This window comes from Sphingomonas sp. HMP6, assembly GCF_013374095.1.
GTDB lineage: Bacteria > Pseudomonadota > Alphaproteobacteria > Sphingomonadales > Sphingomonadaceae > Sphingomonas.
In genome coordinates this window covers 629,635-654,073 of sequence record NZ_AP022672.1, presented here as the reverse complement: position 1 = coordinate 654,073, position 24,439 = coordinate 629,635, and the positions used below count along the sequence as shown (strand labels likewise).

At 64.7% G+C, this 24,439-nt stretch carries 30 protein-coding genes, 1 other RNA gene and 1 pseudogene; 15 read left to right on the top strand and 17 right to left on the bottom strand.

The annotated features are described in order from the left end of the window. Positions 1 to 27: 27 nt before the first annotated feature. Positions 28 to 933 carry an NAD(P)/FAD-dependent oxidoreductase gene (locus tag HMP06_RS03410; RefSeq protein ID WP_176495834.1) on the top strand — a complete coding sequence of 302 codons (906 nt, stop codon included), beginning with the start codon at positions 28 to 30 and terminating at the stop codon, positions 931 to 933. On the opposite strand, the gene HMP06_RS03405 is transcribed toward HMP06_RS03410, so the two are convergent. The 5 genes and pseudogenes from HMP06_RS03405 to ffh form a co-directional block, all read right to left on the bottom strand. Further along, positions 930 to 1,754 (bottom strand): TIGR04222 domain-containing membrane protein, encoded by an 825-nt coding sequence (locus HMP06_RS03405; protein ID WP_176495833.1) that lies wholly within the window; start codon positions 1,752 to 1,754, stop codon positions 930 to 932. The genes HMP06_RS03410 and HMP06_RS03405 overlap by 4 nt on opposite strands. A 2-nt stretch (positions 1,755 to 1,756) precedes the next feature. Beyond that, the gene (locus HMP06_RS03400; RefSeq protein ID WP_232089847.1) at positions 1,757 to 2,311 is read right to left on the bottom strand and encodes a glycine-rich domain-containing protein; all 555 of its coding nucleotides are present in this window, start codon (positions 2,309 to 2,311) and stop codon (positions 1,757 to 1,759) included. Between the two features lie 67 nt (positions 2,312 to 2,378). After that, on the bottom strand, positions 2,379 to 2,870 hold the full coding sequence (rimM, locus tag HMP06_RS03395; RefSeq protein WP_176495831.1) for a ribosome maturation factor RimM: 492 nt from the start codon (positions 2,868 to 2,870) through the stop codon (positions 2,379 to 2,381). Between the two features lie 134 nt (positions 2,871 to 3,004). After that, a pseudogene (rpsP, locus tag HMP06_RS17870) lies at positions 3,005 to 3,472 on the bottom strand (30S ribosomal protein S16); the annotation flags it as partial. 41 nt (positions 3,473 to 3,513) lie between these two features. Then, the gene (gene ffh / locus HMP06_RS03385) at positions 3,514 to 4,986 is read right to left on the bottom strand and encodes a signal recognition particle protein (RefSeq protein WP_176495829.1); all 1,473 of its coding nucleotides are present in this window, start codon (positions 4,984 to 4,986) and stop codon (positions 3,514 to 3,516) included. Positions 4,987 to 5,297: 311 nt separating this feature from the next. Here ffh and HMP06_RS03380 point away from each other — a divergent pair, with 311 nt between their 5' ends. From HMP06_RS03380 to HMP06_RS03360, 5 genes are all read left to right on the top strand, one after another. Continuing rightward, entirely contained in the window at positions 5,298 to 6,863 is a 1,566-nt protein-coding gene (locus HMP06_RS03380) for a putative bifunctional diguanylate cyclase/phosphodiesterase (RefSeq protein ID WP_232089942.1), read from the top strand. A gap of 148 nt (positions 6,864 to 7,011) precedes the next feature. After that, positions 7,012 to 8,415, top strand: coding sequence for a tRNA (N(6)-L-threonylcarbamoyladenosine(37)-C(2))-methylthiotransferase MtaB (mtaB, locus tag HMP06_RS03375; RefSeq protein ID WP_176495827.1), 1,404 nt, complete (start codon positions 7,012 to 7,014; stop codon positions 8,413 to 8,415). Further along, positions 8,412 to 9,341: a signal recognition particle-docking protein FtsY gene (gene ftsY, locus HMP06_RS03370; RefSeq protein ID WP_176495826.1), complete on the top strand. Its 930-nt coding sequence runs from the start codon at positions 8,412 to 8,414 to the stop codon at positions 9,339 to 9,341. The genes mtaB and ftsY overlap by 4 nt, the downstream gene beginning before the upstream one ends. Continuing rightward, entirely contained in the window at positions 9,338 to 9,973 is a 636-nt protein-coding gene (locus HMP06_RS03365; RefSeq protein ID WP_176495825.1) for an inner membrane-spanning protein YciB, read from the top strand. Before ftsY ends, HMP06_RS03365 begins: the two co-directional genes overlap by 4 nt. A gap of 61 nt (positions 9,974 to 10,034) precedes the next feature. Beyond that, a complete protein-coding gene (locus tag HMP06_RS03360) occupies positions 10,035 to 10,763 on the top strand; it encodes a glycosyltransferase family 2 protein (RefSeq protein WP_176495824.1) in 729 nt (242 codons plus the stop codon). Positions 10,764 to 10,802: 39 nt separating this feature from the next. Here the strand turns inward: HMP06_RS03360 and HMP06_RS03355 are convergent, their stop codons facing one another. Beyond that, the gene (locus HMP06_RS03355) at positions 10,803 to 11,405 is read right to left on the bottom strand and encodes a superoxide dismutase (protein ID WP_176495823.1); all 603 of its coding nucleotides are present in this window, start codon (positions 11,403 to 11,405) and stop codon (positions 10,803 to 10,805) included. 67 nt (positions 11,406 to 11,472) lie between these two features. Beyond that, entirely contained in the window at positions 11,473 to 12,519 is a 1,047-nt protein-coding gene (pspF, locus tag HMP06_RS03350) for a phage shock protein operon transcriptional activator (protein ID WP_176495822.1), read from the bottom strand. 160 nt (positions 12,520 to 12,679) lie between these two features. Here pspF and HMP06_RS03345 point away from each other — a divergent pair, with 160 nt between their 5' ends. The 9 genes from HMP06_RS03345 (at position 12,680) to HMP06_RS03305 (ending at position 16,150) form a co-directional block, all read left to right on the top strand. Continuing rightward, positions 12,680 to 12,829, top strand: a complete 150-nt coding sequence (locus HMP06_RS03345; RefSeq protein WP_176495821.1) for a hypothetical protein — start codon at positions 12,680 to 12,682, stop codon at positions 12,827 to 12,829. Positions 12,830 to 12,902: 73 nt separating this feature from the next. Continuing rightward, positions 12,903 to 13,571: a phage shock protein PspA gene (gene pspA / locus HMP06_RS03340; RefSeq protein ID WP_176495820.1), complete on the top strand. Its 669-nt coding sequence runs from the start codon at positions 12,903 to 12,905 to the stop codon at positions 13,569 to 13,571. A 1-nt stretch (position 13,572) separates the two neighbouring features. Then, on the top strand, positions 13,573 to 13,845 hold the full coding sequence (gene pspB / locus HMP06_RS03335) for an envelope stress response membrane protein PspB (protein ID WP_176495819.1): 273 nt from the start codon (positions 13,573 to 13,575) through the stop codon (positions 13,843 to 13,845). Position 13,846: 1 nt separating this feature from the next. Further along, entirely contained in the window at positions 13,847 to 14,224 is a 378-nt protein-coding gene (pspC, locus tag HMP06_RS03330) for an envelope stress response membrane protein PspC (RefSeq protein WP_176495818.1), read from the top strand. A 33-nt stretch (positions 14,225 to 14,257) separates the two neighbouring features. Continuing rightward, positions 14,258 to 14,545, top strand: a complete 288-nt coding sequence (locus HMP06_RS03325; RefSeq protein ID WP_176495817.1) for a hypothetical protein — start codon at positions 14,258 to 14,260, stop codon at positions 14,543 to 14,545. A gap of 11 nt (positions 14,546 to 14,556) precedes the next feature. After that, positions 14,557 to 14,829, top strand: coding sequence for a hypothetical protein (locus HMP06_RS03320; protein ID WP_176495816.1), 273 nt, complete (start codon positions 14,557 to 14,559; stop codon positions 14,827 to 14,829). A 197-nt stretch (positions 14,830 to 15,026) separates the two neighbouring features. Next, on the top strand, positions 15,027 to 15,296 hold the full coding sequence (locus HMP06_RS03315; RefSeq protein WP_176495815.1) for a hypothetical protein: 270 nt from the start codon (positions 15,027 to 15,029) through the stop codon (positions 15,294 to 15,296). Positions 15,297 to 15,325: 29 nt separating this feature from the next. Further along, complete coding sequence (locus tag HMP06_RS03310) at positions 15,326 to 15,568, top strand: hypothetical protein (protein WP_176495814.1); 243 nt, start codon at positions 15,326 to 15,328, stop codon at positions 15,566 to 15,568. 171 nt (positions 15,569 to 15,739) lie between these two features. Continuing rightward, positions 15,740 to 16,150, top strand: coding sequence for a SufE family protein (locus HMP06_RS03305; protein ID WP_176495813.1), 411 nt, complete (start codon positions 15,740 to 15,742; stop codon positions 16,148 to 16,150). Positions 16,151 to 16,386: 236 nt separating this feature from the next. Here the strand turns inward: HMP06_RS03305 and HMP06_RS03300 are convergent, their stop codons facing one another. The 10 genes from HMP06_RS03300 to HMP06_RS03255 form a co-directional block, all read right to left on the bottom strand. After that, positions 16,387 to 16,713, bottom strand: a complete 327-nt coding sequence (locus tag HMP06_RS03300) for a hypothetical protein (RefSeq protein ID WP_176495812.1) — start codon at positions 16,711 to 16,713, stop codon at positions 16,387 to 16,389. Continuing rightward, entirely contained in the window at positions 16,710 to 17,267 is a 558-nt protein-coding gene (locus tag HMP06_RS03295; protein ID WP_176495811.1) for a J domain-containing protein, read from the bottom strand. Before HMP06_RS03295 ends, HMP06_RS03300 begins: the two co-directional genes overlap by 4 nt. A gap of 157 nt (positions 17,268 to 17,424) precedes the next feature. Beyond that, positions 17,425 to 17,821: RNase P RNA component class A (gene rnpB, locus HMP06_RS03290), an RNA gene on the bottom strand. A 41-nt stretch (positions 17,822 to 17,862) separates the two neighbouring features. Continuing rightward, entirely contained in the window at positions 17,863 to 18,552 is a 690-nt protein-coding gene (locus tag HMP06_RS03285) for an N-acetylmuramoyl-L-alanine amidase (RefSeq protein ID WP_176495810.1), read from the bottom strand. Positions 18,553 to 18,601: 49 nt separating this feature from the next. Then, on the bottom strand, positions 18,602 to 19,396 hold the full coding sequence (locus tag HMP06_RS03280) for a CheR family methyltransferase (RefSeq protein WP_176495809.1): 795 nt from the start codon (positions 19,394 to 19,396) through the stop codon (positions 18,602 to 18,604). Positions 19,397 to 19,461: 65 nt separating this feature from the next. Further along, positions 19,462 to 20,541, bottom strand: coding sequence for a chemotaxis protein CheB (locus HMP06_RS03275; RefSeq protein ID WP_176498343.1), 1,080 nt, complete (start codon positions 20,539 to 20,541; stop codon positions 19,462 to 19,464). 14 nt (positions 20,542 to 20,555) lie between these two features. Further along, entirely contained in the window at positions 20,556 to 20,921 is a 366-nt protein-coding gene (locus HMP06_RS03270) for a response regulator (RefSeq protein WP_176495808.1), read from the bottom strand. A gap of 75 nt (positions 20,922 to 20,996) precedes the next feature. Continuing rightward, positions 20,997 to 21,425 carry a chemotaxis protein CheW gene (locus HMP06_RS03265; RefSeq protein WP_176495807.1) on the bottom strand — a complete coding sequence of 143 codons (429 nt, stop codon included), beginning with the start codon at positions 21,423 to 21,425 and terminating at the stop codon, positions 20,997 to 20,999. Continuing rightward, on the bottom strand, positions 21,425 to 23,713 hold the full coding sequence (locus tag HMP06_RS03260) for a chemotaxis protein CheA (protein ID WP_176495806.1): 2,289 nt from the start codon (positions 23,711 to 23,713) through the stop codon (positions 21,425 to 21,427). The genes HMP06_RS03265 and HMP06_RS03260 overlap by 1 nt, the downstream gene beginning before the upstream one ends. A gap of 69 nt (positions 23,714 to 23,782) precedes the next feature. Further along, positions 23,783 to 24,427, bottom strand: coding sequence for a histidine phosphotransferase family protein (locus tag HMP06_RS03255; protein WP_176495805.1), 645 nt, complete (start codon positions 24,425 to 24,427; stop codon positions 23,783 to 23,785). Positions 24,428 to 24,439: the final 12 nt, after the last annotated feature.

Genomic DNA, 24,439 nt, shown 5'->3' with positions numbered 1-24,439 from the left:
TCCCTTTACATCACGCGTAGCGCAGCGATGGACGATTGCATCATCATCGGCGCCGGCCCCGCCGGTCTCACCGCAGCGATCTATCTCGCGCGCTTCCATCTCAAGATCCGGCTGTTCGACAACGGATCGAGCCGCGCCGCGCTGATCCCGCGCACCAACAATCACGCCGGCTATCCCGACGGCATCCCCGGCGTCGACCTGCTGCTGCTGATGCGTCGTCAGGCCGAACGCTTCGGCGCGGTGCGGGAGGAAGCGCAAGTCGATGCGATCGAGCCAGTCTCGGGCGGTTTTCGCGTTCATGTCGGCGACAAGGTTGCGCAGGCCCGCACCGTCCTGCTCGCCACCGGCGTCGTCAACAATCGGCCCGATATGCCCGACGACGTCCACGACGAAGCGCTCGCGCGTGGATTGCTGCGCTATTGCCCGATCTGCGACGGCTATGAAGTAACCGACAAACGCGTCGGCGTCATCGGTACGGGCGACCACGGAATGAGGGAAGCGCTGTTCCTGCGCGGTTTCACCAAGGACGTGACGCTGATCGCGCCCGGTGCGGCGCATGATCTGAACGACGCCTGTCGTGCCAAACTCGAAGAAGCGGGAATCGCCCATCTCGACGGCCCCTGCTCGTCCATCGCGATCGACGGCGATGTCCTGCGCATCGAAACGGCTGGCGGGCCGCAATGCTTCGACAGCGTCTACCCCGCGCTCGGTTCGGTGATCCGCTCCGAACTCGCCGTTGCGGCGGGGGCGCGGGCGACCGCGGAGGGCTGTCTCGAAGTCGACGATCATCAGCGCACCAGCATCCCCGGCCTGTTCGCCGCCGGGGATGTGGTGAAGGGGCTCGACCAGATCAGCCACGCCATGGGCGAAGCCGGGGTCGCCTCGACCGCGATCCGCAACTTGCTCGCCGAACGTGCGCCGCTGCTGCGTTAGGAGCCGCAGCCGCCACACCCGCCGCCGCCATCGCCACCGCCGCCACATCCGCTGTCGCTGCTGACCGACCCCTCACTCCCGCTCGAAGCGCGCAGCCGGTGATAGTCCGCCCAGGCCGATCCACTCAACACCATCGTGCCGAACAAGGCGACCGCAAGGCCAGTCTCCGCCGCCACCGGTGCGCGGCGCAGCCGCTTTGAACTCTCCTGTGCGGTATGCAACGCCGCCAGCCCGCTGCGCGTCCGGCGATCGACAACTGCGAACCGGATGAACGCGAAGATGGCCGTGAGAACCAGCAGGGCGCTCAGATATCCTACCGGGCGATCGCGCATCGTGCCGACCGCCCACTTGATCGCCCCGAAGGCCAGCAGCAGCAGATAAGGCGCGGTCTGAAAAAAGCGAAGTTGCCATGCTGTGCCGTCCTCGATCAGCGCCCCGGCCCGGCAGAGCGCCGCTTGTGCATCTGGCGCAGCGCGCGTGGCCGCTTGCTGTACTTGCGCCAGGCTCGTTGGCGACGGCAGGCTCAGAATCGCGCGTTCCGTTGCCGCCTGGCCCCGCGCTCCAGGCACGATCCGGAATTTGCCCATATCCTCCAAAACCAGCGTTCCCGCTGCAAGCAATCGCGCCACCGCAGCATCGGTCAGCCGTGTCGCGCCGCCCGCTAGATAGGCGAGCTGATCGACATCCGTGATCCGCCGCGTCCCGCCCTCGGGCCGCAGCCAGCGCGGGATCATCACTCCCGCGACCACCGTCGCCAGCAACAAAACTCCGTACAGCGCGAGAAACGCGCCTCCGGTCAGGTCGAAAGGTCCGAGTCCCATCCTCACCTCCACCACCACAGCAGGACCGCGACGAGGCCAATCCCGGTCGCGACCAGCAAACTCCATCGTGCTGCCCGGCGCGAGACGACGATCCCGTCGCGCGCATGCAGCCGGCGCGCGCGCGGATCCTCGATCAGGCGGCGCTGCGCATTGGGCCACAGATCGGCGGGGGCCGGGCCGAACACGGCCTCATAGCTCCGCAACGTCTGCGCATATTGTTCGAAATAGCGTCCTTGCTCGGCGCTGCCGCCCGCGGTCGGGCCGTGATGCAGCGCGCGGCCGAGCACATCGGGGCAGAACCGCTCCCAATAATCGCGGGTATAGGTAAGGTGCAGGTGCCACGCCTGATCAACCGCGTCGGAAGGCGTAACCGCATGCCCGGCGGTGACCGCGAGGAAACAGAAGCGGCGATATTCCTCGATGACGCGCGCGGCATGTGCCGCGCTCCAGCCATTCTCGCGCGCCAGTCGCGCCGCAAAGGTGAGAGCCGCGTCGTTTGGGCCGATGCTATAATGGGACAGTGCGCGCCACACCGGGTGGTCCAGGGAGATATCCAAGGGATCAGGAGATCCGCGCATCTAAACTCCCATTAAATTGATGGGAGTTCTTTGTCAAGCCGCGGCGCTATTCGATCCAGGCCGAATCGAGCACCAGACGTTCGTCATTCCATTCCGGCACGGCCTCGGCGCGCATCGGCACCATGAAGCGCTTGGCCGGCTTGCCCTCTTCGGCAGCGCGCTCGATTTCGAGGACGTCGCCCGCGCCAAAATCGTCGATCGCGACGACGCGTCCGATCGCCTCGCCCGCGCTCGACACGACCGCGAGGCCGAGCAGATCGGCATGATAATATTCGCCGTCATCAAGCGGCGGGAGTTCGGCGCGCGCGACGGTCAATTCGGTCCCACGCAGCGCCTCGGCGGCGTTGCGATCGGTCACTTCGGCGATCCGCGCGATCATGCCGTTGCTGCCGTGGCGCACCGATTTCAGCGACAGCGTGCCGCCGTTGAAGCTTTTATAACTGGCAAGGTCCTCGGTGAAGACCTTGAGACGGACCTCCCCCGTCACGCCATGCGCGCCGATGATGACGGCGAGCGTGACGGGGGCGTTCTTTTGCATCAGCCGTTTGCCGGGGTTTCTTCCGACGTCGCTTCGGCGACGGCTTCGGCTTCCGGGGTCGGCGCTTCGGTCGCGGCTTCTACTTCGGCAGCGACGACGGCTTCGGCCTCTTCATTGCTGTCGGCAGCAGGCGCGGCAGCAGCGGCTTCGGCGGCAGCAGCAGCCTCGGCAGCGGCGGTCGCCTTGGCTTCTTCCGCAGCGGCGGCCGCGGCAACCTTCGCTTCTTCCTCGGCAGCAGCGGCTGCGACCTTGGCTTGTTCAGCATCGGCCAGCTTCTTTTCGCGCTCTTCGATGCGCTCCACCGCCTTTTCGCCGGGCTTGCCCTTGTTCGGGTTGCTGCGGGCCGCGCGCTCACGCACACCAGCAACGTCGAGGAAACGCGCAACACGGTCGGTCGGCTGGGCGCCGACGCCGAGCCAATAGGTCGCACGCTCGCTGTCGAGCACGACGCGCTTGGCGTCATCCTTCGCGAGCAGCGGGTTGTACGTGCCGATCTTCTCGATGAACTTGCCGTCGCGTGCGGCGCGCGCATCGGCAACGACGATGCGGTAATACGGGCGCTTCTTGGAACCACCGCGCGAGAGACGAATGCTGACTGCCATGTTGAGTACCTTCTTCTTCTAATTGGTTGATTGTATTTACGTTATTTCTTCTTAAGCAAATTCTCGAAGCCGGGAGGAAGCTTGGTCTGGCCGCCGCCGAGGCCCGGAAGGCCGCCACCGCCGCCGCTGAGCATCTTGGCCGGGTCGATCCCGCCCATTCCGCCGCCGCCCATGCCGCCACCGCCGCCGAACATCTTGGCCATGCCGGCGAGGCCGCCCATCTTCTTGATCTTCTTCATCGCGCCAGCCATTTCCTGGTGCATCTTGATCAATTTGTTGACGTCCTGAACCGTCGTGCCCGATCCCTTGGCAATGCGGATCTTGCGCTTGGCGTTGAGCAATTCGGGCTTGCGGCGTTCTTTCGGCGTCATCGACGTGATCATCGCGTCCATCCGCAGCAGCACCTTCTCGCCGCCGACCGCATCGACTTGCGCCTGCGCCTTTTTCATGCCGGGGATCATGCCGGCGAGCGCACCGATGCCGCCCATCCGCCGCATCTGCGTCAGCTGCCCGCGCAGGTCGTCCATGTCGAACAGCCCCTTCTGGAGCCGCATCGCCATCTTCTCGGCATCTTCGACCTGGATCGCCTCGGCCGCGCGCTCGACCAGGCCGACCACGTCGCCCATGCCGAGAATGCGGCCCGCGACGCGCTTCGGGTCGAACGCCTCAAGCGCCTCGAGCTTCTCGCCCATGCCCGCAAACTTGATCGGTTTGCCCGTCACCGCGCGCATCGACAGCGCCGCGCCGCCGCGCGCATCGCCGTCCATGCGGGTCAGCACGATACCCGTCAGCGGGACTTGATCCGAGAAATTCTGCGCGACGTTGACCGCGTCCTGACCCGTCAGCGCATCGACCACGAGCAGGATCTCGGTCGGCTTGGTCACCTCGGCGACCGCGCGCATCTCGTCCATCAACGCCTGGTCGACGTGCAATCGACCCGCCGTATCGAGCATCAGCACGTCAAAGCCCTGCAGCTTCGCCGCCTGCACTGCGCGCCGCGCGATATCGACCGGCTGCTGCCCCTTTACGATCGGCAGCGTCTGCACCTCGGCTTGCGTGCCGAGCACCGCCAGCTGCTCCTGCGCGTTCGGGCGGTTGACGTCCAGCGACGCCATCAACACCTTCTTGCCCTGCTTCTTGGCAAGCCGCAGCGCGATCTTCGCGGTCGAAGTTGTCTTACCCGAGCCCTGCAGGCCGACCATCATGATGATCGCGGGCGGCGTCACACCGAGTTCGAGCTCGGCGGCATCCGCGCCGAGCATCTCGACCAGCGCGTCGTTGACGATCTTGACGACTTGCTGCCCCGGCGTCACCGAGCGCAGCACGTTCTGCCCGACGGCGAGTTCAGTTGCCTTGTCGACGAAATCGCGTGCAACCGGCAGCGCCACGTCAGCCTCGAGCAGGGCCACGCGCACTTCGCGCATCGCCGCACGCACGTCGGCCTCGGTCAGCGCACCGCGCCCCCGCAACCGATCGAACACACCGCCAAGACGGTCGCTCAGGCTCTCGAACATCCGAAAAAACCCTTCCAAAACACCGCGTCTGCACCGTAACGCAAAGAACGCCGGCGGACGAAACCTCGTCGGCCGGCGTAGCCCGATGGGCAGCCTTCACGGTCCTGTGCAGGAACGATCGGTCGGCGCAGTAGCGCAACGGAAGCATTTGCGCAACCATCCGGCTTAACACCATCTACATTGCTGGCGTGGCACGACACCATCTTGCACGGGGTGGGGCAGAGAGTGGCATAATGGCCGAGATCCAAACGACTGACACACACGCCGCCGAGCCGACCGGGCACGAACCGCGCGCGCCGCGCCGCGACATCATGAACGGCGCGATCACCGTGGCCTCGATCCTGATGTTCGTCGGCACCGGCAGCGCGGTACTATCGACGACGCTGCAGCATTATTTCAATGGCGGTGCCGAAACCGATCAGACCTTGGTGATCGCGCTGCTGCTCAATGTCGCGTTGATCCTGTTCGGCTGGCGCCGCCACCGCGAGCTGGCACATGAGGTCACGATCCGCACCGCCGCCGAGGAGCGCGCGCAACAACTCGCCTCGAAGGACCCGCTAACCGGCTTCCTCAACCGCCGCAGCCTGGCCGAAGACGGCGCGGCAATGTTCGTGCGGGCGCAAGCACGCGGCAAGGCGATGGCGCTGCTGATGCTCGATCTCGATCACTTCAAGACCGTCAACGACATGCACGGCCATGCCACGGGCGATGCGCTGCTGCAGCAAGTGGCGGTGCAGATTGCTGAGGCGATGCCCGGAGTCGCACTCACCGCGCGCTTCGGCGGCGACGAATTTGCCTGCGCCTTCCTGTTTGATCCAGGTCACCCCGCAACGGTCGAGCGGATCGCCGAAAAGCTCGTCAGCCGTCTCGCCCAGCCTTTCTATGCCGAGGGGCTGCAACTGCACATTTCGGTCTCTGCCGGCATTGCGCGTTCGGATTTCGATTGCGCCAGTATCGATGCGCTGATGCGCGCCGCCGACATTGCCATGTATGCGGCGAAAAACTCGGGCCGTAATCGCTTCGCCTGGTTCGACCAGTCGATGGAGCGCGAACTGCAAGCCCGTAACGATCTCGAAGTTGGCTTGCGCACCGCGATTCCCCGCGCCGAGATCGTCCCCTATTTCGAACAGCAGATCGATCTGGCGACCGGCCGCCTCAGCGGCTTCGAAGTGCTGGCGCGCTGGGAGCATCCGACGCGCGGGCTGGTCGGGCCCGATGCCTTCATTCCGATCGCCGAGGAGACCGGCATGATCGCCGATCTTTCGCTGTCGGTGATGCGCCAGGCGTTCCTGGCGGCAAAGGATTGGGACGGCGCGCTGTCGCTCTCGGTCAACATTTCGCCGTGGCAGTTGAAGGATGCGTGGCTCGCGCAGAAGATCATCAAGGTGCTGACCGAAACCGGCTTCCCTGCCAGTCGGCTGGAGATCGAAATCACCGAAACCTCGCTGTTCGACAATCTCGCGCTCGCGCAATCGATCGTCGGCAGCCTCAAGAATCAGGGCATCCGCCTCGCGCTCGATGATTTCGGGACGGGCTATTCGTCGCTGGCCCATTTGCGCGCGCTGCCGTTCGATCAGATCAAGATCGACAAGAGCTTTATCATGTCGATGGGCGACAATAGCGAAAGCGCGGCGATCGTCACCGCGATCACGCGGCTCGGCGACAGCCTCAACCTCCCGATTACCGCCGAGGGGATCGAGGACGCCCGGACCGAAGAGCGCCTGCGCACGCTCGGCTGCACCAAGGGCCAGGGCTATCTCTATGGTCGCCCGACCAGCATCGCCAACACGCGCCGCTTACTGGCGGAACGGCGCTTGCTGGCGGTGGCGGCGGTGGAGAAGTCGCCCGAGGTCGAGGACAAGCGCTTGGCGGGATAAACAACGCCGTGCTCTGGCGCAGGCCGGAGCCCTGGCCGAAGCCGCGCGGGCTGCCAACGCTCCGGCCCACGCCGGAGCACGTGCCGTTGCAGACTCATCGTAAGGCACCGCATGGACTTCGCGTCCCCCCGCCCCTAGATCGCGCGCAATGACCGTCGGTCCGCACATCATCAGCCTCGGCTGTCGCCTGAACATCGCCGAAAGCGAAGCGATCCGCACGCTGACGGCGGGGCGCGACATGGTCGTGATCAACAGTTGCGCCGTTACCAACGGCGCGGTGGCCGAAACGCGCAAAGCGATCCGCCGCGCGCGCGCCGATCGTCCAGGTGCGCAGATCGTCGTCACCGGCTGTGCCGCGCAAATCGATCCGAAGAGCTTCGCCGCAATGCCCGAGGTCGATCGCGTGATCGGCAATGCCGAGAAACTGCTGCCCGAAAGCTGGCAATCGAGTGATGCCATCTTGGTCGGCGATATCCAGCGCGTCCGCGACACAGCGCCCCACCTCGCCCCCGCATTTTCGGCGCACGCCCGCGCCTTTGTCGAGGTGCAGAATGGCTGCGCCCATCGCTGCACTTTCTGCATCATCCCGTACGGGCGCGGTAACAGCCGCTCCGTGCCTGCGGGCGCGGTGATCGATCGCATCAGCGCGCTGGTCGATGCCGGCCACCGCGAGATCGTTCTGACCGGCGTGGATTTGACCAGTTATGGCCCTGATCTGCCCGGCGCGCCGACGCTGGGGCTGCTGGTCGAGCGCATCCTGCACCACGTTCCCGCGCTCGACCGGCTGCGTCTGTCCTCGCTCGACGGGATCGAGATCGACGACCGGCTGTTCGCAATTCTGACGCAGGAGCCGCGCATCATGCCGCACGTGCACCTCTCGCTTCAGGCCGGCAACGACATGATCCTCAAGCGGATGAAACGCCGCCACGCGCGCGCCGAGAGCCTCGCGCTGGTCGAGCGACTCAAGACCGCCCGACCCGACATCGCGATCGGCGCGGATCTAATCGCCGGCTTCCCGACCGAAGACGATGCGATGTTCGCCGACACGCTCGCGCTGATCGACGATTGCGACGTGGTCCACGCGCACATTTTCCCGTATTCGGAGCGCGACGGCACCCCCGCCGCGCGGATGCCGCAAGTGCCGATGCCGGTGCGCAAGTCCCGCGCCGCGCTGCTGCGCGCGGCGGCTGCGCGGCGCAAGGCGGCGTGGCTTGCCAGCCTCGTCGGCACGACGCAGGACGTGCTGGTCGAACGCCCCGGCGACCGTGGCCATGCCGGGAACTTCGCGGAGGTGCGCTGGCCCCCCTCATCCGAAACGGACAGCCCCCTCCCCGTTCGCCCTGAGCCTGTCGAAGGGCACCTCTCCACCCAAGCGACATCGCCTGCGGAGAGCAGTGCTTCGACAGTGATGAGGTGGAAACGTCCCCCGGACGTTTCCAGCCGAGCCGGGGGCTCGGCGACCTCATCACCAGCACGAACGGAGGTGGGACGCGTTCACAGGATCCACATAAGCGCCACCGACGGCAAAACCCTCACCGGAACCCCCGCATGACCCCAAGCTGGCACGAAAAACTCCTCGGCGGGTTCAAACGCACGTCGGATCGGCTGATCGGCAATCTCGCCGCGCTCGGCACCGGTCCGCTCGACAACGCGACGCTCGACCAGATCGAGGAAGCGCTGATCGCCTCCGATCTCGGCCCCGAAACTGCCGCGCGGATCCGGGCACGCTTGTCGACCGGCGTGTTCGAACGCGACATGGAGGAGCTCGGCATCCGCCTCGTCGTGGCCGAGGAAATCGAGAAAGTGCTCGATACCGTTGCCAAACCGCTCGAAATCACCGGCTTCCCGCGCCCGCACGTCATCCTCGTCATCGGCGTCAACGGTTCGGGCAAGACGACCACGATTGCCAAGCTCGCGCATTGGCTGAAGGAGCAGGATTACGGCGTGATGCTCGCGGCGGGCGACACCTTCCGCGCCGCCGCGATCGGCCAGCTCGCGACCTGGGCGGAGCGTGCGGGCGTGCCCATCATCAGCGGCAAGGAAGGCGGCGACGCGGCAGGCATCGTCTATGAAGCCGTCAAGCAAGCCACCGCGACCGGCATCGACGTGCTGATCGTCGACACCGCCGGACGCCTGCAGAACAAGCGCGAGCTGATGGACGAACTCTCCAAGATCCGCCGCGTGCTCGGCCGCCTCAACGTCGATGCGCCGCACGACGTGCTGCTCGTGCTCGATGCGACCACTGGCCAGAATGCGCTCAATCAGATCGCGGTGTTCAAACAGGATGCCGGCGTCACCGGCCTCGTCATGACCAAGCTCGACGGCACCGCGCGCGGCGGCGTGCTCGTCGCGGCAGCCGAGAAATACGGCCTGCCGATCCACGCGATCGGCGTTGGCGAGGGTATGGGCGATCTCCGCCCGTTCGATTCCAACGAAGTCGCGCGGATCATTGCAGGCGTCGAGGGAGTCCGGAAATGACCACACCTGCCCCGCGCCCGCCGGTCAACCCATTGCTGCGACTCGGCATCGACGTAGCCCCGCTGGCGATCTTCTTCGCGGTCAATTTCCTCGCCCCCGGCCTGGCGCTGGAACGGCTGCTCGCGGCGACCGTCGCCTTCATGATCGCAATGGCGGTCGCTTTGGTCGTGTCGCGCTGGAAGACCGGGCACATCTCGCCGATGCTGTGGATCACCGCTGCGCTGGTGCTGATTTTCGGTAGCCTCACGCTGTATTTTCAGGACGGCACCTTCATCAAGATGAAGCCAACCTTCGTCTATGGAACGTTTGCGACGATCCTGTGCGTCGGGCTGGTCACCGGGCGGCCTCTGCTCCAGCAATTGCTCGACACCGCGTATCCCGGCGTCGACGCGATCGGCTGGCGCAAGCTGACGCGCAATTGGGCGATCTTTTTCGTGGCTATGGCGCTGCTCAACGAATTTGTCTGGCGCACCACCGCGCCCAACCCGACCGACGACACGACGTTCTGGGCGGGGTTCAAGCTGTGGGGCGCGATCCCGCTGACGTTGCTGTTCGCCTTTGCCAACATCCCGATGCTGATGAAGCACGGATTGAACGTGGGCGAGGAACCGCCGATCCCGCCTGAGGGCTGAATCGTAGCGCCAAGCCGTTGGGCTATGGCCACGCCGGTGATTGTAGAGCAGGAGCGCCAGCATGACTCAGGCCCTGCCTCGAACGATCAGCTTGGTGATCCCGGCCTATAACGAGGAGGCCTATCTTCCCGCCTGTCTCGACGCGGTGATGCGCAACGTCGCGAGCAAGGCGCTGGAGATCATCGTCGTCGATAATAACAGCACCGACGGCACCAAGCAGGTGATTGAGCGCTACCCTGCGGTGACCTATGTGTTCGAACCGCACAAAGGCATCACCCGCGCGCGCCAAGCTGGCTTGCTCAACGCGTCGGGAGACATTGTGGCTTATGTCGATGCCGACACCGTCCCCCCGCCCGGCTGGATCGAACAGATCGCACGCCATTTCGAGGCGGACAGCACGCTCGCCTGCCTATCAGGACCGTACAGCTTTTATGATCTGAGCGGAATCCGCGACCGGATTTCGACTGGCTGGTTCATTACCGCCCGACCACTCTACGCCCTCACCGGCTATATGATGGTCGGCGGCAATTTCGCGATGCCGCGCGCCATATTGCACCGGATGGGCGGCTTCGACGACAGCATCGAATTTTACGGCGAGGATGCCGACATCGCGAAACGCGCGAAGAAGTTCGGCAAAGTGCTGTTCTCGCCGTCGTTCGTCATGCCGACTTCGGGGCGGCGGCTGAAGAAACAGGGCCTGCTCAAAATGGCCGGGCTCTATTTCATCAATTACCTGTCGATCGTGTTTCGCAGCAAACCGGCGACACGAGGGTATCAGGACGTGCGCTAGGGAAAAGGGCCCCTCCCGAAGGAAGGGCCCCAAAGCACCTTATGCCTCGAAACGCTTGCCCGCTTCGTCCCAATTCACGACGTTCCACCAGGCCTTCAGATAGCCGGGGCGGTCGTTCATATAGGTCAGGTAATAGGCGTGCTCCCACACGTCGTTGGCGAGGATCGGCGTGCCCTTGTCCTTGGCATCGTCCATCAACGGGTTGTCCTGGTTCGGGGTCGACACGACCTTCAGCGCGCCGCTCTCGTCCTTGATCACCCACGCCCAGCCCGAACCGAACTGGCCCGCACCCTTGCCGTTGAAATCTTCCTTCAGCTTGTCGAGACCGCCATAGGCATCAATCGCCTCGGCCAGCTTGCCCGAAGGCTGCGTCGTGCCGGCCGGTGCCATGATCTTCCAGAAGAAATCGTGGTTCCAGAAACCGCCGCCATTGTTGCGCACCAGCGGCGGCAAGGTGGAGATCATGCCGAAGATTTCCTCGATCGTCTTGCCCTCCAGCTTGGGGTCGGCCGCGACGCCTTCGTTCAGCTTGGCGGTGTAGGCGGCGTGATGCTTGTCGTGGTGGTAGGTCATCGTCTCTTTCGAGATCGTCGGCTCCAGCGCGTCATAGGCATAAGGCAGCGGGGGAAGTTCGAACGCCATGGGGTCTTCTCCTGAGGTAACTCGATCAAGCAAACGTCACGCCTGCCAAATGGGTCCGGCGGCGTCGTTACGCAACCGATTCTGCGGCGGCACCCGAAATCAATCCGTGCCGCTTCAGCGCGTGGCGCAACTGGTCATAGCTCAGCCCCAGCGCCTCGGCGGTCGCGCGCTGGTTGAAGCGGTTTTCGGCCATCGCAGTCTGCAACAATTCGCATTCGAAACGGGCAAGGCGTGATTTGTAATCCATCGGCCCATCCTCCTTGGGCACGACGGTGACCGTCGCCTCAGCAACCGCGACCGGTGCCTCCGCCCCGGAAGCAACCGGCGCCGTAGTGGTGGGCCGATGCGGCGAATGAAACGGATCGAACTGGATCGCGTCGATCGGCCCGTCCTCATCCCAGCGATACACCGCGCGCTCGACAACGTTGCGCAATTCGCGGACGTTGCCCGGCCATTGATACGCAACCAGCGCCGCCTCCGCCGCCCGCGTAAAGCCCGGCCAGCCGTCGCGCTGCAATTCGGACGCCATGCGCCGCCCGAAATGCTCGGCCAGCACCAACACGTCGTCAACGCGCGCACGCAAAGGGGGCAAGGTCACGACCTCAAAGCTCAAGCGGTCGAGCAGATCGGCGCGGAACTGATGCCGCGCGACCTTGTCGGGCAAATGCTCGTTGGTTGCCGCCACGATTCGCACGTCGACCCGCATCGGCCGCGACGATCCGATCCGCGTCACCTCGCCATATTCGACCGCGCGCAGCAGCCGGTCCTGCGCCGCCATCGACAGCGTTCCGAGCTCGTCGAGGAACAGCGTGCCTTGATGCGCTTCCTCGAACCGCCCTGCCCGCGCCTTGGTCGCGCCAGTGAAGGCACCCGCTTCATGCCCGAACAATTCGGCCTCGATCAGCGTTTCGGGAAGTGCTGCACAATTCATGATGACCAATGGCTGGTCCCAGCGCGGACTCAAGCGATGCAAACGCTCGGCGACCAGCTCCTTGCCGGTGCCGCGTTCGCCGATCACCAGCACCGGCCGATCCAGCGCCGCCGCCCGGCTGGCCAGTTCGAGCGCGTCGAGGAAAGCGCTCGATTGCCCAATAACGTGATGCGTCCGTTCCATTCCCAAGTCTTGGCGTAAAATCCCAAGCCTTGGCAAGGAAGATTTCGTTCATCTGGCAGAAAGGCCCGGAAATCCGCCATTTTTGAAACTGGCACGCCACATGCAATGCTGTTGGCATAGCCCACACGGGCTGCACATTTTCAGATCAAGGAGACACCTCATGAACACCGAATACAAATCCAAGAACAGCGTTTCGCAAGTCCTCGTCGCCCTGGTTGCCACCGTCCTGCTCGGTTCGGTCGCGCTCGTCGGCGCAGTTGGGCCGGTCAGCGCTGCTCCCGCCCCCATCGCCGCCCTGACCCAGGGGTAAGGTGACGCCGGGGCGGCCGCCCCCATCCCGCCCCGGCACTTAATTTCTGCGTATCCTCGAAGGAGTAACACCAATGGGCATCTTCAGCCGTACCCGCGACATCGTCGCTGCAAACTTCACCGATCTGCTCGACAAGGCGGAAGACCCCGCGAAGATGATCCGCATGATCATCCTCGAAATGGAGGAAACCCTGGTCGAGGTCCGCGCCTCTGCCGCGCGTACCATCGCCGACCAGAAGGAGATGCGCCGCCACATCAGCAAGCTCGGCAGCTTGCAGGAAAGCTGGACCGAAAAGGCCGAGCTGGCGCTGTCCAAGGACCGCGAGGATCTCGCCAAGGCGGCTCTCGTCGAAAAGCAGAAGGCTGCCGACATGGCCGCACAATTGAGCAGCGAGATCGCCGTCCTCGATGAGTCGCTGCGCAGTTCGGAGGAAGACATCGCCAAGCTCACCGGCAAGCTCCGCGAGGCGCGCACCCGGCAGAATTCGATCGCGACCCGGCTCGAATCCGCACAGAACAAGTTCAAGCTGCGCGATCTCTATGCCGGCCCCAAGATGCACGATGCGTTCTCGCGCTTCGAGATCATGGAACGCCGCGTCGACATGGCCGAGGGTCGCGCCGAAGTCGCCGGCATGGGCGCCCCGCCCAAGTCGCTCGATGAGGAAATCGCCGAACTGAAGTCTGCCGAGAAAGTCGAGGCCGAACTGGCCGCGATGAAGGCCCGCGTCAGCAAGGACGGTTGAGATGGACGAGATCCTTGTTCCGATCTTCGTCTGCGGCACGCTCTTCGTCGGGATGCCGTGGGTGATCCTGCACTACATCACCAAATGGAAGCAGGCGCCCAAGATCACCAACGAAGACGAGAAACTGCTCGACGAACTCTACTCGCTTGCCCGCCGTCTCGAAGACCGGCTTGGCACCGTCGAGCGGATCGTCGCAGCCGACCACCCCGATTGGCGCAGCGGCATGCCGCTCGCCGAACCGACCACCCCCTATGATCCCACTCGGAGGAACTGAAATGTCCGCCAGCCGCACCAAATTCTACCTCGACAAACAGAACAGCAAATGGCTGGGCGTTTGCTCCGGGATCGCCGATTACACCGGCATCGACACCACCTGGGTCCGCGTCGGCACCGTCCTGCTGACCTTCGCCACCAGCGGATGGACGCTGCTCGCCTACATCGTCATCGCCTGCGTCGCCGAAAAGAAGCCGCTCGGCCTTTATGACAGCGCCGAGGATGCGAAGTTCTGGCAGGGCGTGCGCACCAATCCAGCGCGATCGACTGCCGAGGTCCGCAGCAAGTTCCGCGACATCGACCGCCGTCTCGCTGACATCGAGATGCTCTACACCAGCCGCAACAGCCGGCTCGCCGACGAGATCGACAGCCTGCGCTGATCGGATCCGGGGCTAACAGGGAAGGAATTTATCATGGGCGGTGGACAAATCTTCGTCCTGACCATCATCGCAATGTCGACGCTGGGTTGGGTCGTCACCACCTGGGTCCGGGCACGCCACGGCTACCCGATCGAGAATGAGTGGAGCGGCACGGCAACCCGCACCGACCCGAGCGCAGAGCGCAAGATCGAGCTGCTGAGCAGCGAGAACGAGGCGCTCCAGGGCAAGCTCAGCCGCCTCGAGGAACGCCTCGCCGTTCTCGAACGCATCGCCACCGATCCCGCCGAACGTGTCGCCCGCGACATCGACGCGCTGCGCTGAGAGGAAGTATCATGAGCCCTTACATCGTCTTCCTCATCCCGATCCTGGCGATCAGCATCGGTCTCGTCTCGGTGATCGGCGCCCAGTTCGTCCGGCCCTGGCTCAAGCTCAAAGAGCGCCAGATGGAACTCGAAGCGACGATGGTCGCCGAAAAGGCCGCACAATATGCGGCGCAGACCGAACGGCTCGAACAGCGCGTTCGCGTGCTGGAACGCATCATCACCGACCGCGGCGTCGATCTCTCGAACGAGATCGAAAGCCTGCGCGATACGCCCCTCAACTAACTCAACCCCCTTCTTCCCCGAGGATATCATGATCGTATTTTTCGCAGTGCTCGCCGTCATCACGGCGGGGGGTGTCTGGGCGACCGAAAGCATCGACCGCCCCCGTCGTCTCGAGCTTCGCCGCCGCCTTAGTGAAGCCGCAACGCAACCGCGCTGAGCCGCTTCCCTCTTCACAACGATAACAGGGAGTTAACAACATGAACCCATTTGAGATGGTCGTCGCGATCATCATCGTCGTCACGGTCGGACGCGTGCTTCAGGCCCGCTACGGCGTGGTCCGCACCAAGCGCGGCGAGAACTTCGCCTTCCGCGACGACAGCGCGACCCAGGCCGAGAACGACCGGCTCCGCGATGAGCTGAAGGCCATGAAGGACCGGCTCGCCGTCCTCGAACGCCTCGCCACCGACAACAACGACAGCGGCGCCCGCCTCGATCGCGAGATCGAGAAGCTCCGCGACCGCCCGTAATCATGACCCCTTTTTCAGGAGTAGGGATGATGACCGACCCGACCTTCTATGTGACCATGGCTGCCGCCGGCCTGGTAGGCCTCTCGATGCTGACCTTTGCCACCCTCACCGGCTGGCGCGGCTGGCTTGCCTTCAAGCAGCAGGAACTGCACGCTTTCGGCGAACCAGAGCGCAGCCCGGCCGTCCACAATGCCGGCGCCCGGATCGAGATCGCTGACCTGAAGGAACGGATCCGCAAGCTGGAGGCGATCGCGGCCGGGGTGGATCTCTGATCCTCCCCCTTCCCTACCACCTCTTTGCCTCCACCCCGGCGAACGCCGGGGCCCAGTCGGGAATTCGGAGCCAGCAGAGCGCGGTGCCCGACCACGAACCGCTCGAAACTGGCTACGACCTTCGCCGGGGAAGGATTGGCGGGGAAGCGGAAGCGCCGCTATAGCCCCCCCATGCAAACCCTCGCCGACCTCGAATCCGAATACAGCTTCCTCGAAGCCGACGACCGCTACCGCCTGCTGATCGATCTCGGCCGCGAACTGGAAGAGATGCCTACCCCGCTCAAGACCGACGCGACCTTGGTCCGCGGCTGCTCCGCCTCGGTCTGGGTCTATCCCACCGCCAAGGACGACGGGACGCTGCACTTTCTCGCGGATTCGAATGCGGCGATCACCAAGGGCATCATCGCTTTGGTCCTGCTGACGGTGCAGGATCAGCCGCCCGCCGCGATCCTCGCCACGGACATTCCCGGCGCGCTCGCCCCGTTCGACCTGAGCAAGCAATTGAGCTCCAACCGCACGCAAGGCATCCCCAACATGATCGCGCTGATCCGCGATACGGCGGCGCGATACGTAACCGGCTGAGGCGGGGGAGTTGGGGCTGTCCTACAAACGCTGATTGCATCAACATGCCGCAGCTCTTTGACATGTCCGGCTGCAAATAACCGCAGGTTGCGTGTCCATCCGACCGTTCGTGTCGAGCGAAGTCGAGACACCTGCCTCGCGATTGGGGCGGGTTTCTCGACTTCGCTCGAAACGAACGGGTTTATGGATAGCCTTCACCGGCGCGGATGACCGCCGTTGGTGCGACTCGTGTGACTTTAAGGATTTTCCGCTGCCATTTGGGTCGCTGCGTGCAGCCCCACTGCATCCACCACCGACTCGATGGCAGCACCCTCGCTGACCAAGAGCCATTCTCCCGGCTTGGCACCGTTAACGACCGTGACCGCTCCCTTGGGACACACGCCAAGGCACTTCACCTCAATGATCCCGAGAGCACCCTTCCGTCCCTTGCGCACACCAAGGTCCTGCCGCAACGCCTTGGCGAGTGACGTCTTGCCCTTCGGCCCGAACCCGCCATCCAATTTCTTCGAACATTTCTTGCAGACGAGGATCGTGTTGGCCCAGTCGGAGCGAACCGTCCTCAAACCGGCTTCCCAGATTCCGGCTTCCAGGTGCGCGCATCCTCCGCGGCCTTAAGCACGTCATACGCCGCCTGAATCGCAAGAAACCGCGCCGCGGCTTCCTTGTCGCCGGGTCTAACGTCAGGATGGTTCGATTTCGCCAGCCGACGCCACGCCATGCGCACCGCCTCGAAATCGGCATCGATCTCAAGCTCGAGCACATCGAGCGCGCGCATCTCGTCGCGCGACCGTGACCCGTCGCCCGGCCCTGCCCATTGATGATGGCGCGATTCGGTATAGCCCTCGGCAGTTTGCGTCTCGGCGCGCTCGCGTTCGGCCGCCTCCTCGGCGCTCAGGCCTTCGAAGTAATTCCAGCCGCGATTATATTCGCCAGCGTGCGTCTGACAGAAGTACCAGCGCTCGGGGCTGTTGGGGGATTTCGGCGCTGGGCAATCGCCCTTCTCGGTACAGCCATGCCGGTCGCACAGCCGCACGGTAGCCGCCGCAGTGCTCGCCTCGCCATAGGCACGCCAGCGCGGGAAGCCCCAGTCGACCGATCGTGATGTGGAGCGTGCCATAGCGGCCCATCTAAGCATCGCAGCGCGATAGCGCCATGACGCTTTTGCGACTCTTGCGCTTTTTCGCGGTGCCGGCCCGCTCCCCCGCCCGGCCTCCCATTCAGGATACGCTGTGGGAGGCCGGGCGGGGGAGCGGGCCGGCACCGCGACACAAACGAGCGCCAGAGGGCCTGTAAGCCGGGTTCTGTCCACCCCGCCATGCGACGGGGATAGGCGACCATTCCTCTAGGACGACGTTTGCACGCCGCCTCAAGCAATCAACCCGGGCGACGAGCAGAAACGATGCCCATGTGCCGCCCCTATTCGATCTTGCTCCCGGTGGGGTTTGCCATGCCGCCCCTGTTACCAGGCGCGCGGTGCGCTCTTGCCGCACCCTTTCACCCTTGCCTGTTCCAGTTACCCGATTTGCATCGAGAAAAGGGACATCGGCGGTCTGCTCTCTGTGGCACTTTCCCTAGGGTCACCCCCGCCGGGCGTTACCCGGCACCGTCGTTCCGCGGAGCCCGGACTTTCCTCGCGTGCCCGAAAGCACCCGCGGCCGCCCGACCCTCTGGCTGGGACGGCCCCTAGCGCGACTCTTGCGCGAAAGACAAACTCATTCGTCCCCGGTCGGCTTTGGCAACAGCAAGGCGAGCAGGATGCTGCGACACTCGCCATCAATGACGCCGTCGATCAGCTCGGGGCGGAAGCGGCGCTGGAACGCGACGATCGCGGCGAGCTTGTCGGACACATCATAGCCGAAACGTTCGAGCGCGACGAGGAAACCGGCATCGGACCATAAAGGGTCCATCAATTTCTGCGTCGGACGCGGCAACGCCAGGCGCACCTTGGCGAGGCGACTCCATGGGAACAGCTCGCCCGGGTCCTGCTTGCGCGTCGGCGCGATGTCGGAATGCCCGACGACATTGCCGCGCGTGATGCCGTGCCGCTCCTGGATGCTAGCGAGCAGCGGCACCAGCGCATCGATCTGCTCCTCCAGGAACGGGCGATAGCCGAATTCATGGCCGGGATTGACGATTTCGATCCCGATGCTGGCGGAATTGACGTCCTCGATCCCGCGCCAGCGCGCCTTGCCGGCGTGCCAGGCGCGCTTGTCTTCGGACACCAACCGCAGCACTTGCCCGTCCTCGGCGATCAGATAATGCGCGGAAACCTTGGCTTCGGGATCCCGTAACCGATCGATTGCGGCCTGCGCCGTCTGCATACCGGTATAATGCAGCACGACGATCGAGACGGGCAGCAGCCGCTCGTCGAAATTGGGCGAGGGCGTGTCGATGATGGTCATGGGCAGTCCCCGCGATAGCCGAACGTCAGCTTAAGCACGGACGCCGCGATCAAGGAACCCCGTGTGATGGCTCATAAAGGCCGCGATACCGTGCGCTCGGCCGAAACGCCTCGGTCTGCCCGATCACCGTCTCGCCCGCCCCGAGCACCAGAACGCCGCCTGGCCGGATCACCGTAGCAAAGCGCTCGAACGCCGTCCGTCGCAGCTCGGCATTCAGATAGAGCAGTACGTTTCGGCACAGGATCACGTCGAACCGGCCGATCGGGAGCGGATCGCTTACCAGGTTCATCGGACGAAACGCGATCCGACGGACGAGTTCGGGGTTGGCGACCCATGCGTCGCCCTCGGATTCGAACCAGCGCACCATGCGCCGGATCGGGAGCCCGCGCTGGATCTCGAACTGCGAATAGCGGCCCGAACGCGCCCGCGCGAGCGCGATGTCGGAGACGTCGGTCGCCACGATTTCGGGTGTCATCGTCGTGCGACCGACCCACTTTTCATCGAATAGCATCGCGAGCGATAAAGGCTCCTGCCCGAAGGAACATCCCGCCGACCAGATCCGCGGTCGGCGGCGCGGCTGCTCGGCGTGGATCCCTTCGACCGCCTCGGCGACCATGTCGAACACGGCGGCGTCGCGGAAGAACGAGCTTTCCTGATTGAGCAAGGCATCGGCTACCCGGTCGCCGATGTCAGACGAGCGTTGCGCGGCGCCGGCAAGCGCCTCGATGCTGTCGATCCCGAGATCACGCAGCAACGGCTTCAACACCGTCTCGACCCGCCATTCGCGGTTAGCGGCGAGTTGCTGGCCGGTGCGCGCTTCCAGGATCGCGGTCAGGACGGTCATAGCGCTCTTGGTCGAGGGTCGGGCTGTCGGCTGGCGGGGGGGCGGGGTGGCGGTATGTGGTGCGGTCATGCCGGACGTCGCCGCGCTGCGGCGAGGCGACCTATCTCGACCGGCGTCAGCACGGCGCTGGCGATGCCCGCGCCGACGATCGCGCCGGGCATGCCCCAAACGACCGAACTGGCCTGATCCTGCACGACGACCGCGGCTCCGCAGTTGATCAGTCTTTGCGCGCCTTCGCACCCGTCGCGCCCCATCCCGCTCAGCACGATGCCGAGAGCCCGGCTGCCATAGACGTCGGCAAGACTTTCGAACGTCGGATCGACCGAGGGCATGCAACCGCTTCGGCTCGGTTCGCTGGAAAGACGGACGGCGGTGGCGTCGCCGGTGCTCACGATCCGCATATGCGCGTTGCCGGGGGCGATGATCACGCGGCCGGGCCGAATCCGCATACAATCGGTGGCCACGTCGCACGGCCGATTGGCGAGCACCGCCACTTGCGCTGCAAAATAGGGCATGAACGATTCAGGCAAATGCTGCGTGATAAGGATCGGGACCGAGAAGGCCGTGGGTAATTCCCGTAACAGCACGCTGAGCGCGTGGATCCCGCCGGTCGATGCGCCGATCGCGACGATATCGAAGCCGTTGCCGACGCCGGTCAACGGCGCGGGTCCAGGCCGCTGCACCGGCAGATCTGCCGCAGTTTCAGACGTAAGCAAGCGCGTGAGTTTTTCGACCAGGGAAACCGAAAAACGCCCCGCAAAATCCCCAACGTCGGGCTTCACCAGCGTGTCTGCCGCGCCGAGCGCAAGCGCCTCGATCGTCGCTGCAGCGCCGTCGCTGGCGGAGGAGGAGACGATCAGCACCTTCGCCCCGCGTCCCGCCGCGATCAGATCGGGCAAGGCGACCAATCCGCTGATACCGGGCATCTGGATGTCGAGCACGATTCCATCGACCCGGTTCTGCCGCAGGAAGTCGAACGCGGCCGCCGCGCTTGAGACGGCACCTGCGACGACGAACCGGCCACCGTGTTCGACGGCGCGCGCGATCACGGCCCGCGCGACGACCGAGTCGTCGACGATCAGCACGTGCGGCGGCGCATTGCCAAAGGGGAGCGGATCAGGCCTGGGAGCAGTCTGGATGGGCATCATGCGCCGCCTCTTCAGGCCATGCCGACGATCTGAAGTTTGCTTTCCAGCGTTTCGCGGTCGAACGGCTTCATCACATATTCGTCCGCCCCGGCTTCGATCGCCGCGCGGATGTGCGCCATGCCATTCTCAGTAGTGCAGAACACCACCTTTGGGCGCGTCGGAATGCTGCTGTCGCGCAGCGCCCGCAGGAAATCCATGCCGCTCATCACCGGCATGTTCCAATCGAGCAGGATCACGTCAGGGGCCGAGACGAGGCAGGCGTCGAGCGCCTCGCGGCCGTCACCGGCTTCGCTCACCTGAAAGTTGAGTGTCTCCAGAATATGGCGTGCGACCTTGCGGATCACTTTCGAATCGTCGACGACGAGGCAGGTTTTCATGGAGTCACCCTGTTTAAGCACGCTTGCCGGTAACCTTGCGCCAAATGGGTAAGCGACCCGTTAATCCGCGAAAATTCAGGCAGCTATCGCGCCTGCCCCCGGGATGAGCGAATCGAGCGCAATCGCCAGGATCGGCTCGCCGTCACGCTCAACCAGCCCGCGACCGATCAGCCGCCACCCCTTGTCGAGCACGAGGCCCGTCGACAGCGGCATCAGTTCGAACGGTGCCACATCATCGAGCGCATCGACCAACACCGCGTAATGATGCCCGTCGACAATCGTGATAACCGCGCGCATCGCATCTTGCGGGCCAGGTTCGAGGCCGAGGGCAGCGCGCGTATCGATCACCGTCACGACTCTGCTGCGCAACGCCGCAAGCCCGCGCACGTGCCGTTCAGAACGCGGCACCGGCACGATCACGCCGATATCGACGACCGATTCGACTTGCCCGGACTCGATCGCCACGGTCCGTCCGGCGATCTGCGCGATCAGAAACAGCGCCATCATCGACCTCCCGCCGACCGTGCGACCGCCGCGAGCAGCCCCTGCCGGTCGTATCGGAAGACGCTGCCTTCATCGCCCTCCGCCTCGCGCCGCAAGCGCACGACAGGCGCGGACACCGCCGTGGTCGCGGTGTCGTCGGCCATACGAACCACGACCTGTGCGCGTTCGCCGGGCCGCAGCCCGGCGGTGACGCGGTATCCAGCACCTTCGAGCACCGGCTTCAGGAACGTCGTCATCCATGAGGATTCGGTGCCGTCGAGCAAGCATAACGGCGCGCCCACTTCGGCTCCGCCATGCGCATAGTGCGCAAAGATCCAGTGCAGATCGACAACTTCGACCTGATCGCCATCGATTGCCACCACCCCCGCGATCGGCCCTGGCTCCCGCGCGGCGACAATGGCTTCGGGAAGCTCGACGATATCGAGTGCCTCCCCGATCGCATAGCCGATCTCGATCCCGCCATCGCGCAAGCGCAGCACCGACACCGAGGACTTGGCCGCCCAATCCCCCAGGGCGACCAGCGGAATGATCGCATCCTCGACCGATAAACGCAATTGGCCAGCCGAGAAGCGGATCGATCCGGTCGATACCGGCTCGACCCGGTCGATCACCGACAACGGCACGATCCGCCGCGTGCCATCGAGATCGTCGAACAACAGCGCCTGGACGCCAGCGGCACGGATTTCCACCGCCACCTCGTCCGCCGCGGCTTCGCGGTGGAATTCCAGACCGGCCGCGTGTGCGATCCCCGCGCAATCGAGCATCAGCATCGGCAGCCCGCTGTCGGGCAGCGTCTGGCCCGCATAAATGCCGGTCGCCATGACGGCGGGCGAGGCCGGCTTGATCACCAGTTCCTCATGGTCGAGTACGGTATCGACCGCGAGTGCATAGCTGCCGCCCGACACGCTGACGATCACCAGCATCGCCGGTTCACTGGGCTCGAAGCCGAGCATCGCGCCGAGATCGATCAACGGCATCCGCCGATCCCGAACCGTTGCTGTCAGCGTGTCGCCGATCCGGTCGATCCGGATCGCGTCGCCGCCGACACGAACGATCTCCTCGATCGCCTGACGCGAGATCGCGAAGCGCTGATCGCGCACCCCAATCCCGATCGTCGCCATGATCGACAAGGTCAGCGGAACATGGATCGAGATCCGCACGCCCTTCCCCGGCGCATTGGCGAGATCGATCCGCCCGCCGATCTGTTCGACATTGGCGCGCACCACGTCCATTCCGACGCCGCGGCCGGAAATGGCGGTGACCGTATCCTTGGTCGACAGCCCAGGCTCGAACACCAGCTCGAGCCGCGCCTGCTCGCCAAGTGCGCGCAGCTCGGCTTCGCTGCGCAGGCCGCTATCGGCGATCTTGGCGACGAGGCGGTCGGTATCGATCCCCTGCCCGTCATCGCAGATTTCGATGATGATCTGGTTGCCCGACTGCCGCGCCGACACGTTAAGCCAGCCGTTTTCCCGCTTGCCCGCCATCCGACGCAGCGCCGGGGCCTCGATCCCATGGTCGATCGAGTTGCGGATGATGTGGACGAGCGGATCCCGCATCATCTCGATCATCTCGCGGTCGAGTTCGACGTCGCTGCCCTCGATGTGGAGCGTCACCGATTTGCCGAGTTCGGCCGCAGTATCGCGCACCATGCGCGGCAGGGCTGAAAACAACGCGTCGATCTTCTGCATCCGGGTCCGAGTCACGGTGTCGCGCATCTCGGCGACGGTCAGCGACAAGCGTTCGAGCGCCGCCTCTACGCTCGGGTTTGCGCCATCGTCGCGCATCCGCCGCGCAAGCTCGTTGCGCGCGAGCACCATGTCGGACATGCCGCTCATCATCCGGTCGAGCAAATCGACGTTCAGCCGCACGCTGCGTGTCGCCGCGCGCAATGTGGGTGCGGTCGCCGATACGACGGCTTCGGAACCAGTATCGAGCGCGGCGATCAACAAATCCTCGCCCGAATCGTCGAGCGCATGACCCGCATCGATCGCCTCGACGATCTCGCCGATCCGATCGACGATGGCGAGCACCGCGTTGACGAGGCGCGTGTCGGGACTCCGCTCGCCGGAACGGACTGCGGCGAGCACGTCTTCGGCGGCATGGCTAAGCCGTGCCAGCCGGGGCAGATCGAGAAAACCGCAGCTGCCCTTTACGGTATGGACGAAACGGAAAATCGCATCCAGCCGATCGCGATCGTCGGGCGCGGATTCCCACGCGACGATCTCGCCCGAGAGCGCTTCCAGCGTCTCGCGCGTCTCGGCGATGAATTCCTGTAGCAGATCGTCCATGAGCCCCCGCGGAACAGCAGGGTCTTGCATGGGCGGAGAGTGGTTAAGGAGCCGTTTAGCCGCGCCGGTTCAGGCGACTTTAAACGCCGCCCCGAACAGCAGGACCGCCTCATCCGGGTCCGACACCTGGACCATGCCGCCGCCTTCCTGAACAAGTGCATGGACGAGATAGGCCGCGGCCGCGCGCGGCGTGATCACCGCTTCGCCGTGCGTGCCGGTCAGCGCTGCGCGCATCTCTCCATCAAGCACGATGCGCGGGCCATCGGCACGCACGACGATCTCGACTTGACCATCGACACTCTCCGCGCCGACGTCGAGTTGGCCGCCGCGCACCAGCGCATCGCCCGCGATCAGCGCCAGATTCAGCAGCACCTTGATTGCCGGCTTGGGCAAAGTGGCGTCTTCGACCAGCCAGCCGAGCTTGACCTTATGCCCGTCGCCGAACAGCCCCTCGATCGCGGCGCGCGCTTCGCGCGCATCGACGGTCTCGCCAAATCCGCCTGCGGCACCAAAAGCGAGCCGGAAGAATTTGAGTTTGTTCGCCGATGCCTTGGCGCTATCGCTCAGCAACTCCAGGCAGCGCGCTCGCATTTCCGGGTCATGCTCGTCGGCCAACAGCTCGAGCCCGTTGTTGAGCGCGCCAACCGGGCTGAGCAAATCATGGCACAACCGCGAACATAACAGGCTGGCAAAATCGACGGAGGTCATCGTCATCTGGTGTTTGGC

What these genes read in the sequence shown, in the direction of transcription:
- HMP06_RS03410 (WP_176495834.1), top strand. Translation starts at nt 28, where the DNA reads ATGGACGATTGCATCATCATCGGCGCCGGCCCCGCCGGTCTCACCGCA.
- HMP06_RS03405 (WP_176495833.1), bottom strand. Translation starts at nt 1,754, where the DNA reads ATGGGACTCGGACCTTTCGACCTGACCGGAGGCGCGTTTCTCGCGCTG.
- rimM (WP_176495831.1), bottom strand. Translation starts at nt 2,870, where the DNA reads ATGCAAAAGAACGCCCCCGTCACGCTCGCCGTCATCATCGGCGCGCAT.
- ffh (WP_176495829.1), bottom strand. Translation starts at nt 4,986, where the DNA reads ATGTTCGAGAGCCTGAGCGACCGTCTTGGCGGTGTGTTCGATCGGTTG.
- HMP06_RS03380 (WP_232089942.1), top strand. Translation starts at nt 5,298, where the DNA reads ATGAACGGCGCGATCACCGTGGCCTCGATCCTGATGTTCGTCGGCACC.
- mtaB (WP_176495827.1), top strand. Translation starts at nt 7,012, where the DNA reads ATGACCGTCGGTCCGCACATCATCAGCCTCGGCTGTCGCCTGAACATC.
- ftsY (WP_176495826.1), top strand. Translation starts at nt 8,412, where the DNA reads ATGACCCCAAGCTGGCACGAAAAACTCCTCGGCGGGTTCAAACGCACG.
- HMP06_RS03365 (WP_176495825.1), top strand. Translation starts at nt 9,338, where the DNA reads ATGACCACACCTGCCCCGCGCCCGCCGGTCAACCCATTGCTGCGACTC.
- HMP06_RS03360 (WP_176495824.1), top strand. Translation starts at nt 10,035, where the DNA reads ATGACTCAGGCCCTGCCTCGAACGATCAGCTTGGTGATCCCGGCCTAT.
- HMP06_RS03355 (WP_176495823.1), bottom strand. Translation starts at nt 11,405, where the DNA reads ATGGCGTTCGAACTTCCCCCGCTGCCTTATGCCTATGACGCGCTGGAG.
- pspF (WP_176495822.1), bottom strand. Translation starts at nt 12,519, where the DNA reads ATGGAACGGACGCATCACGTTATTGGGCAATCGAGCGCTTTCCTCGAC.
- HMP06_RS03345 (WP_176495821.1), top strand. Translation starts at nt 12,680, where the DNA reads ATGAACACCGAATACAAATCCAAGAACAGCGTTTCGCAAGTCCTCGTC.
- pspA (WP_176495820.1), top strand. Translation starts at nt 12,903, where the DNA reads ATGGGCATCTTCAGCCGTACCCGCGACATCGTCGCTGCAAACTTCACC.
- pspB (WP_176495819.1), top strand. Translation starts at nt 13,573, where the DNA reads ATGGACGAGATCCTTGTTCCGATCTTCGTCTGCGGCACGCTCTTCGTC.
- pspC (WP_176495818.1), top strand. Translation starts at nt 13,847, where the DNA reads ATGTCCGCCAGCCGCACCAAATTCTACCTCGACAAACAGAACAGCAAA.
- HMP06_RS03325 (WP_176495817.1), top strand. Translation starts at nt 14,258, where the DNA reads ATGGGCGGTGGACAAATCTTCGTCCTGACCATCATCGCAATGTCGACG.
- HMP06_RS03320 (WP_176495816.1), top strand. Translation starts at nt 14,557, where the DNA reads ATGAGCCCTTACATCGTCTTCCTCATCCCGATCCTGGCGATCAGCATC.
- HMP06_RS03315 (WP_176495815.1), top strand. Translation starts at nt 15,027, where the DNA reads ATGAACCCATTTGAGATGGTCGTCGCGATCATCATCGTCGTCACGGTC.
- HMP06_RS03310 (WP_176495814.1), top strand. Translation starts at nt 15,326, where the DNA reads ATGACCGACCCGACCTTCTATGTGACCATGGCTGCCGCCGGCCTGGTA.
- HMP06_RS03305 (WP_176495813.1), top strand. Translation starts at nt 15,740, where the DNA reads ATGCAAACCCTCGCCGACCTCGAATCCGAATACAGCTTCCTCGAAGCC.
- HMP06_RS03295 (WP_176495811.1), bottom strand. Translation starts at nt 17,267, where the DNA reads ATGGCACGCTCCACATCACGATCGGTCGACTGGGGCTTCCCGCGCTGG.
- HMP06_RS03285 (WP_176495810.1), bottom strand. Translation starts at nt 18,552, where the DNA reads ATGACCATCATCGACACGCCCTCGCCCAATTTCGACGAGCGGCTGCTG.
- HMP06_RS03280 (WP_176495809.1), bottom strand. Translation starts at nt 19,396, where the DNA reads ATGACCGTCCTGACCGCGATCCTGGAAGCGCGCACCGGCCAGCAACTC.
- HMP06_RS03275 (WP_176498343.1), bottom strand. Translation starts at nt 20,541, where the DNA reads ATGCCCATCCAGACTGCTCCCAGGCCTGATCCGCTCCCCTTTGGCAAT.
- HMP06_RS03270 (WP_176495808.1), bottom strand. Translation starts at nt 20,921, where the DNA reads ATGAAAACCTGCCTCGTCGTCGACGATTCGAAAGTGATCCGCAAGGTC.
- HMP06_RS03265 (WP_176495807.1), bottom strand. Translation starts at nt 21,425, where the DNA reads ATGGCGCTGTTTCTGATCGCGCAGATCGCCGGACGGACCGTGGCGATC.
- HMP06_RS03260 (WP_176495806.1), bottom strand. Translation starts at nt 23,713, where the DNA reads ATGGACGATCTGCTACAGGAATTCATCGCCGAGACGCGCGAGACGCTG.
- HMP06_RS03255 (WP_176495805.1), bottom strand. Translation starts at nt 24,427, where the DNA reads ATGACGATGACCTCCGTCGATTTTGCCAGCCTGTTATGTTCGCGGTTG.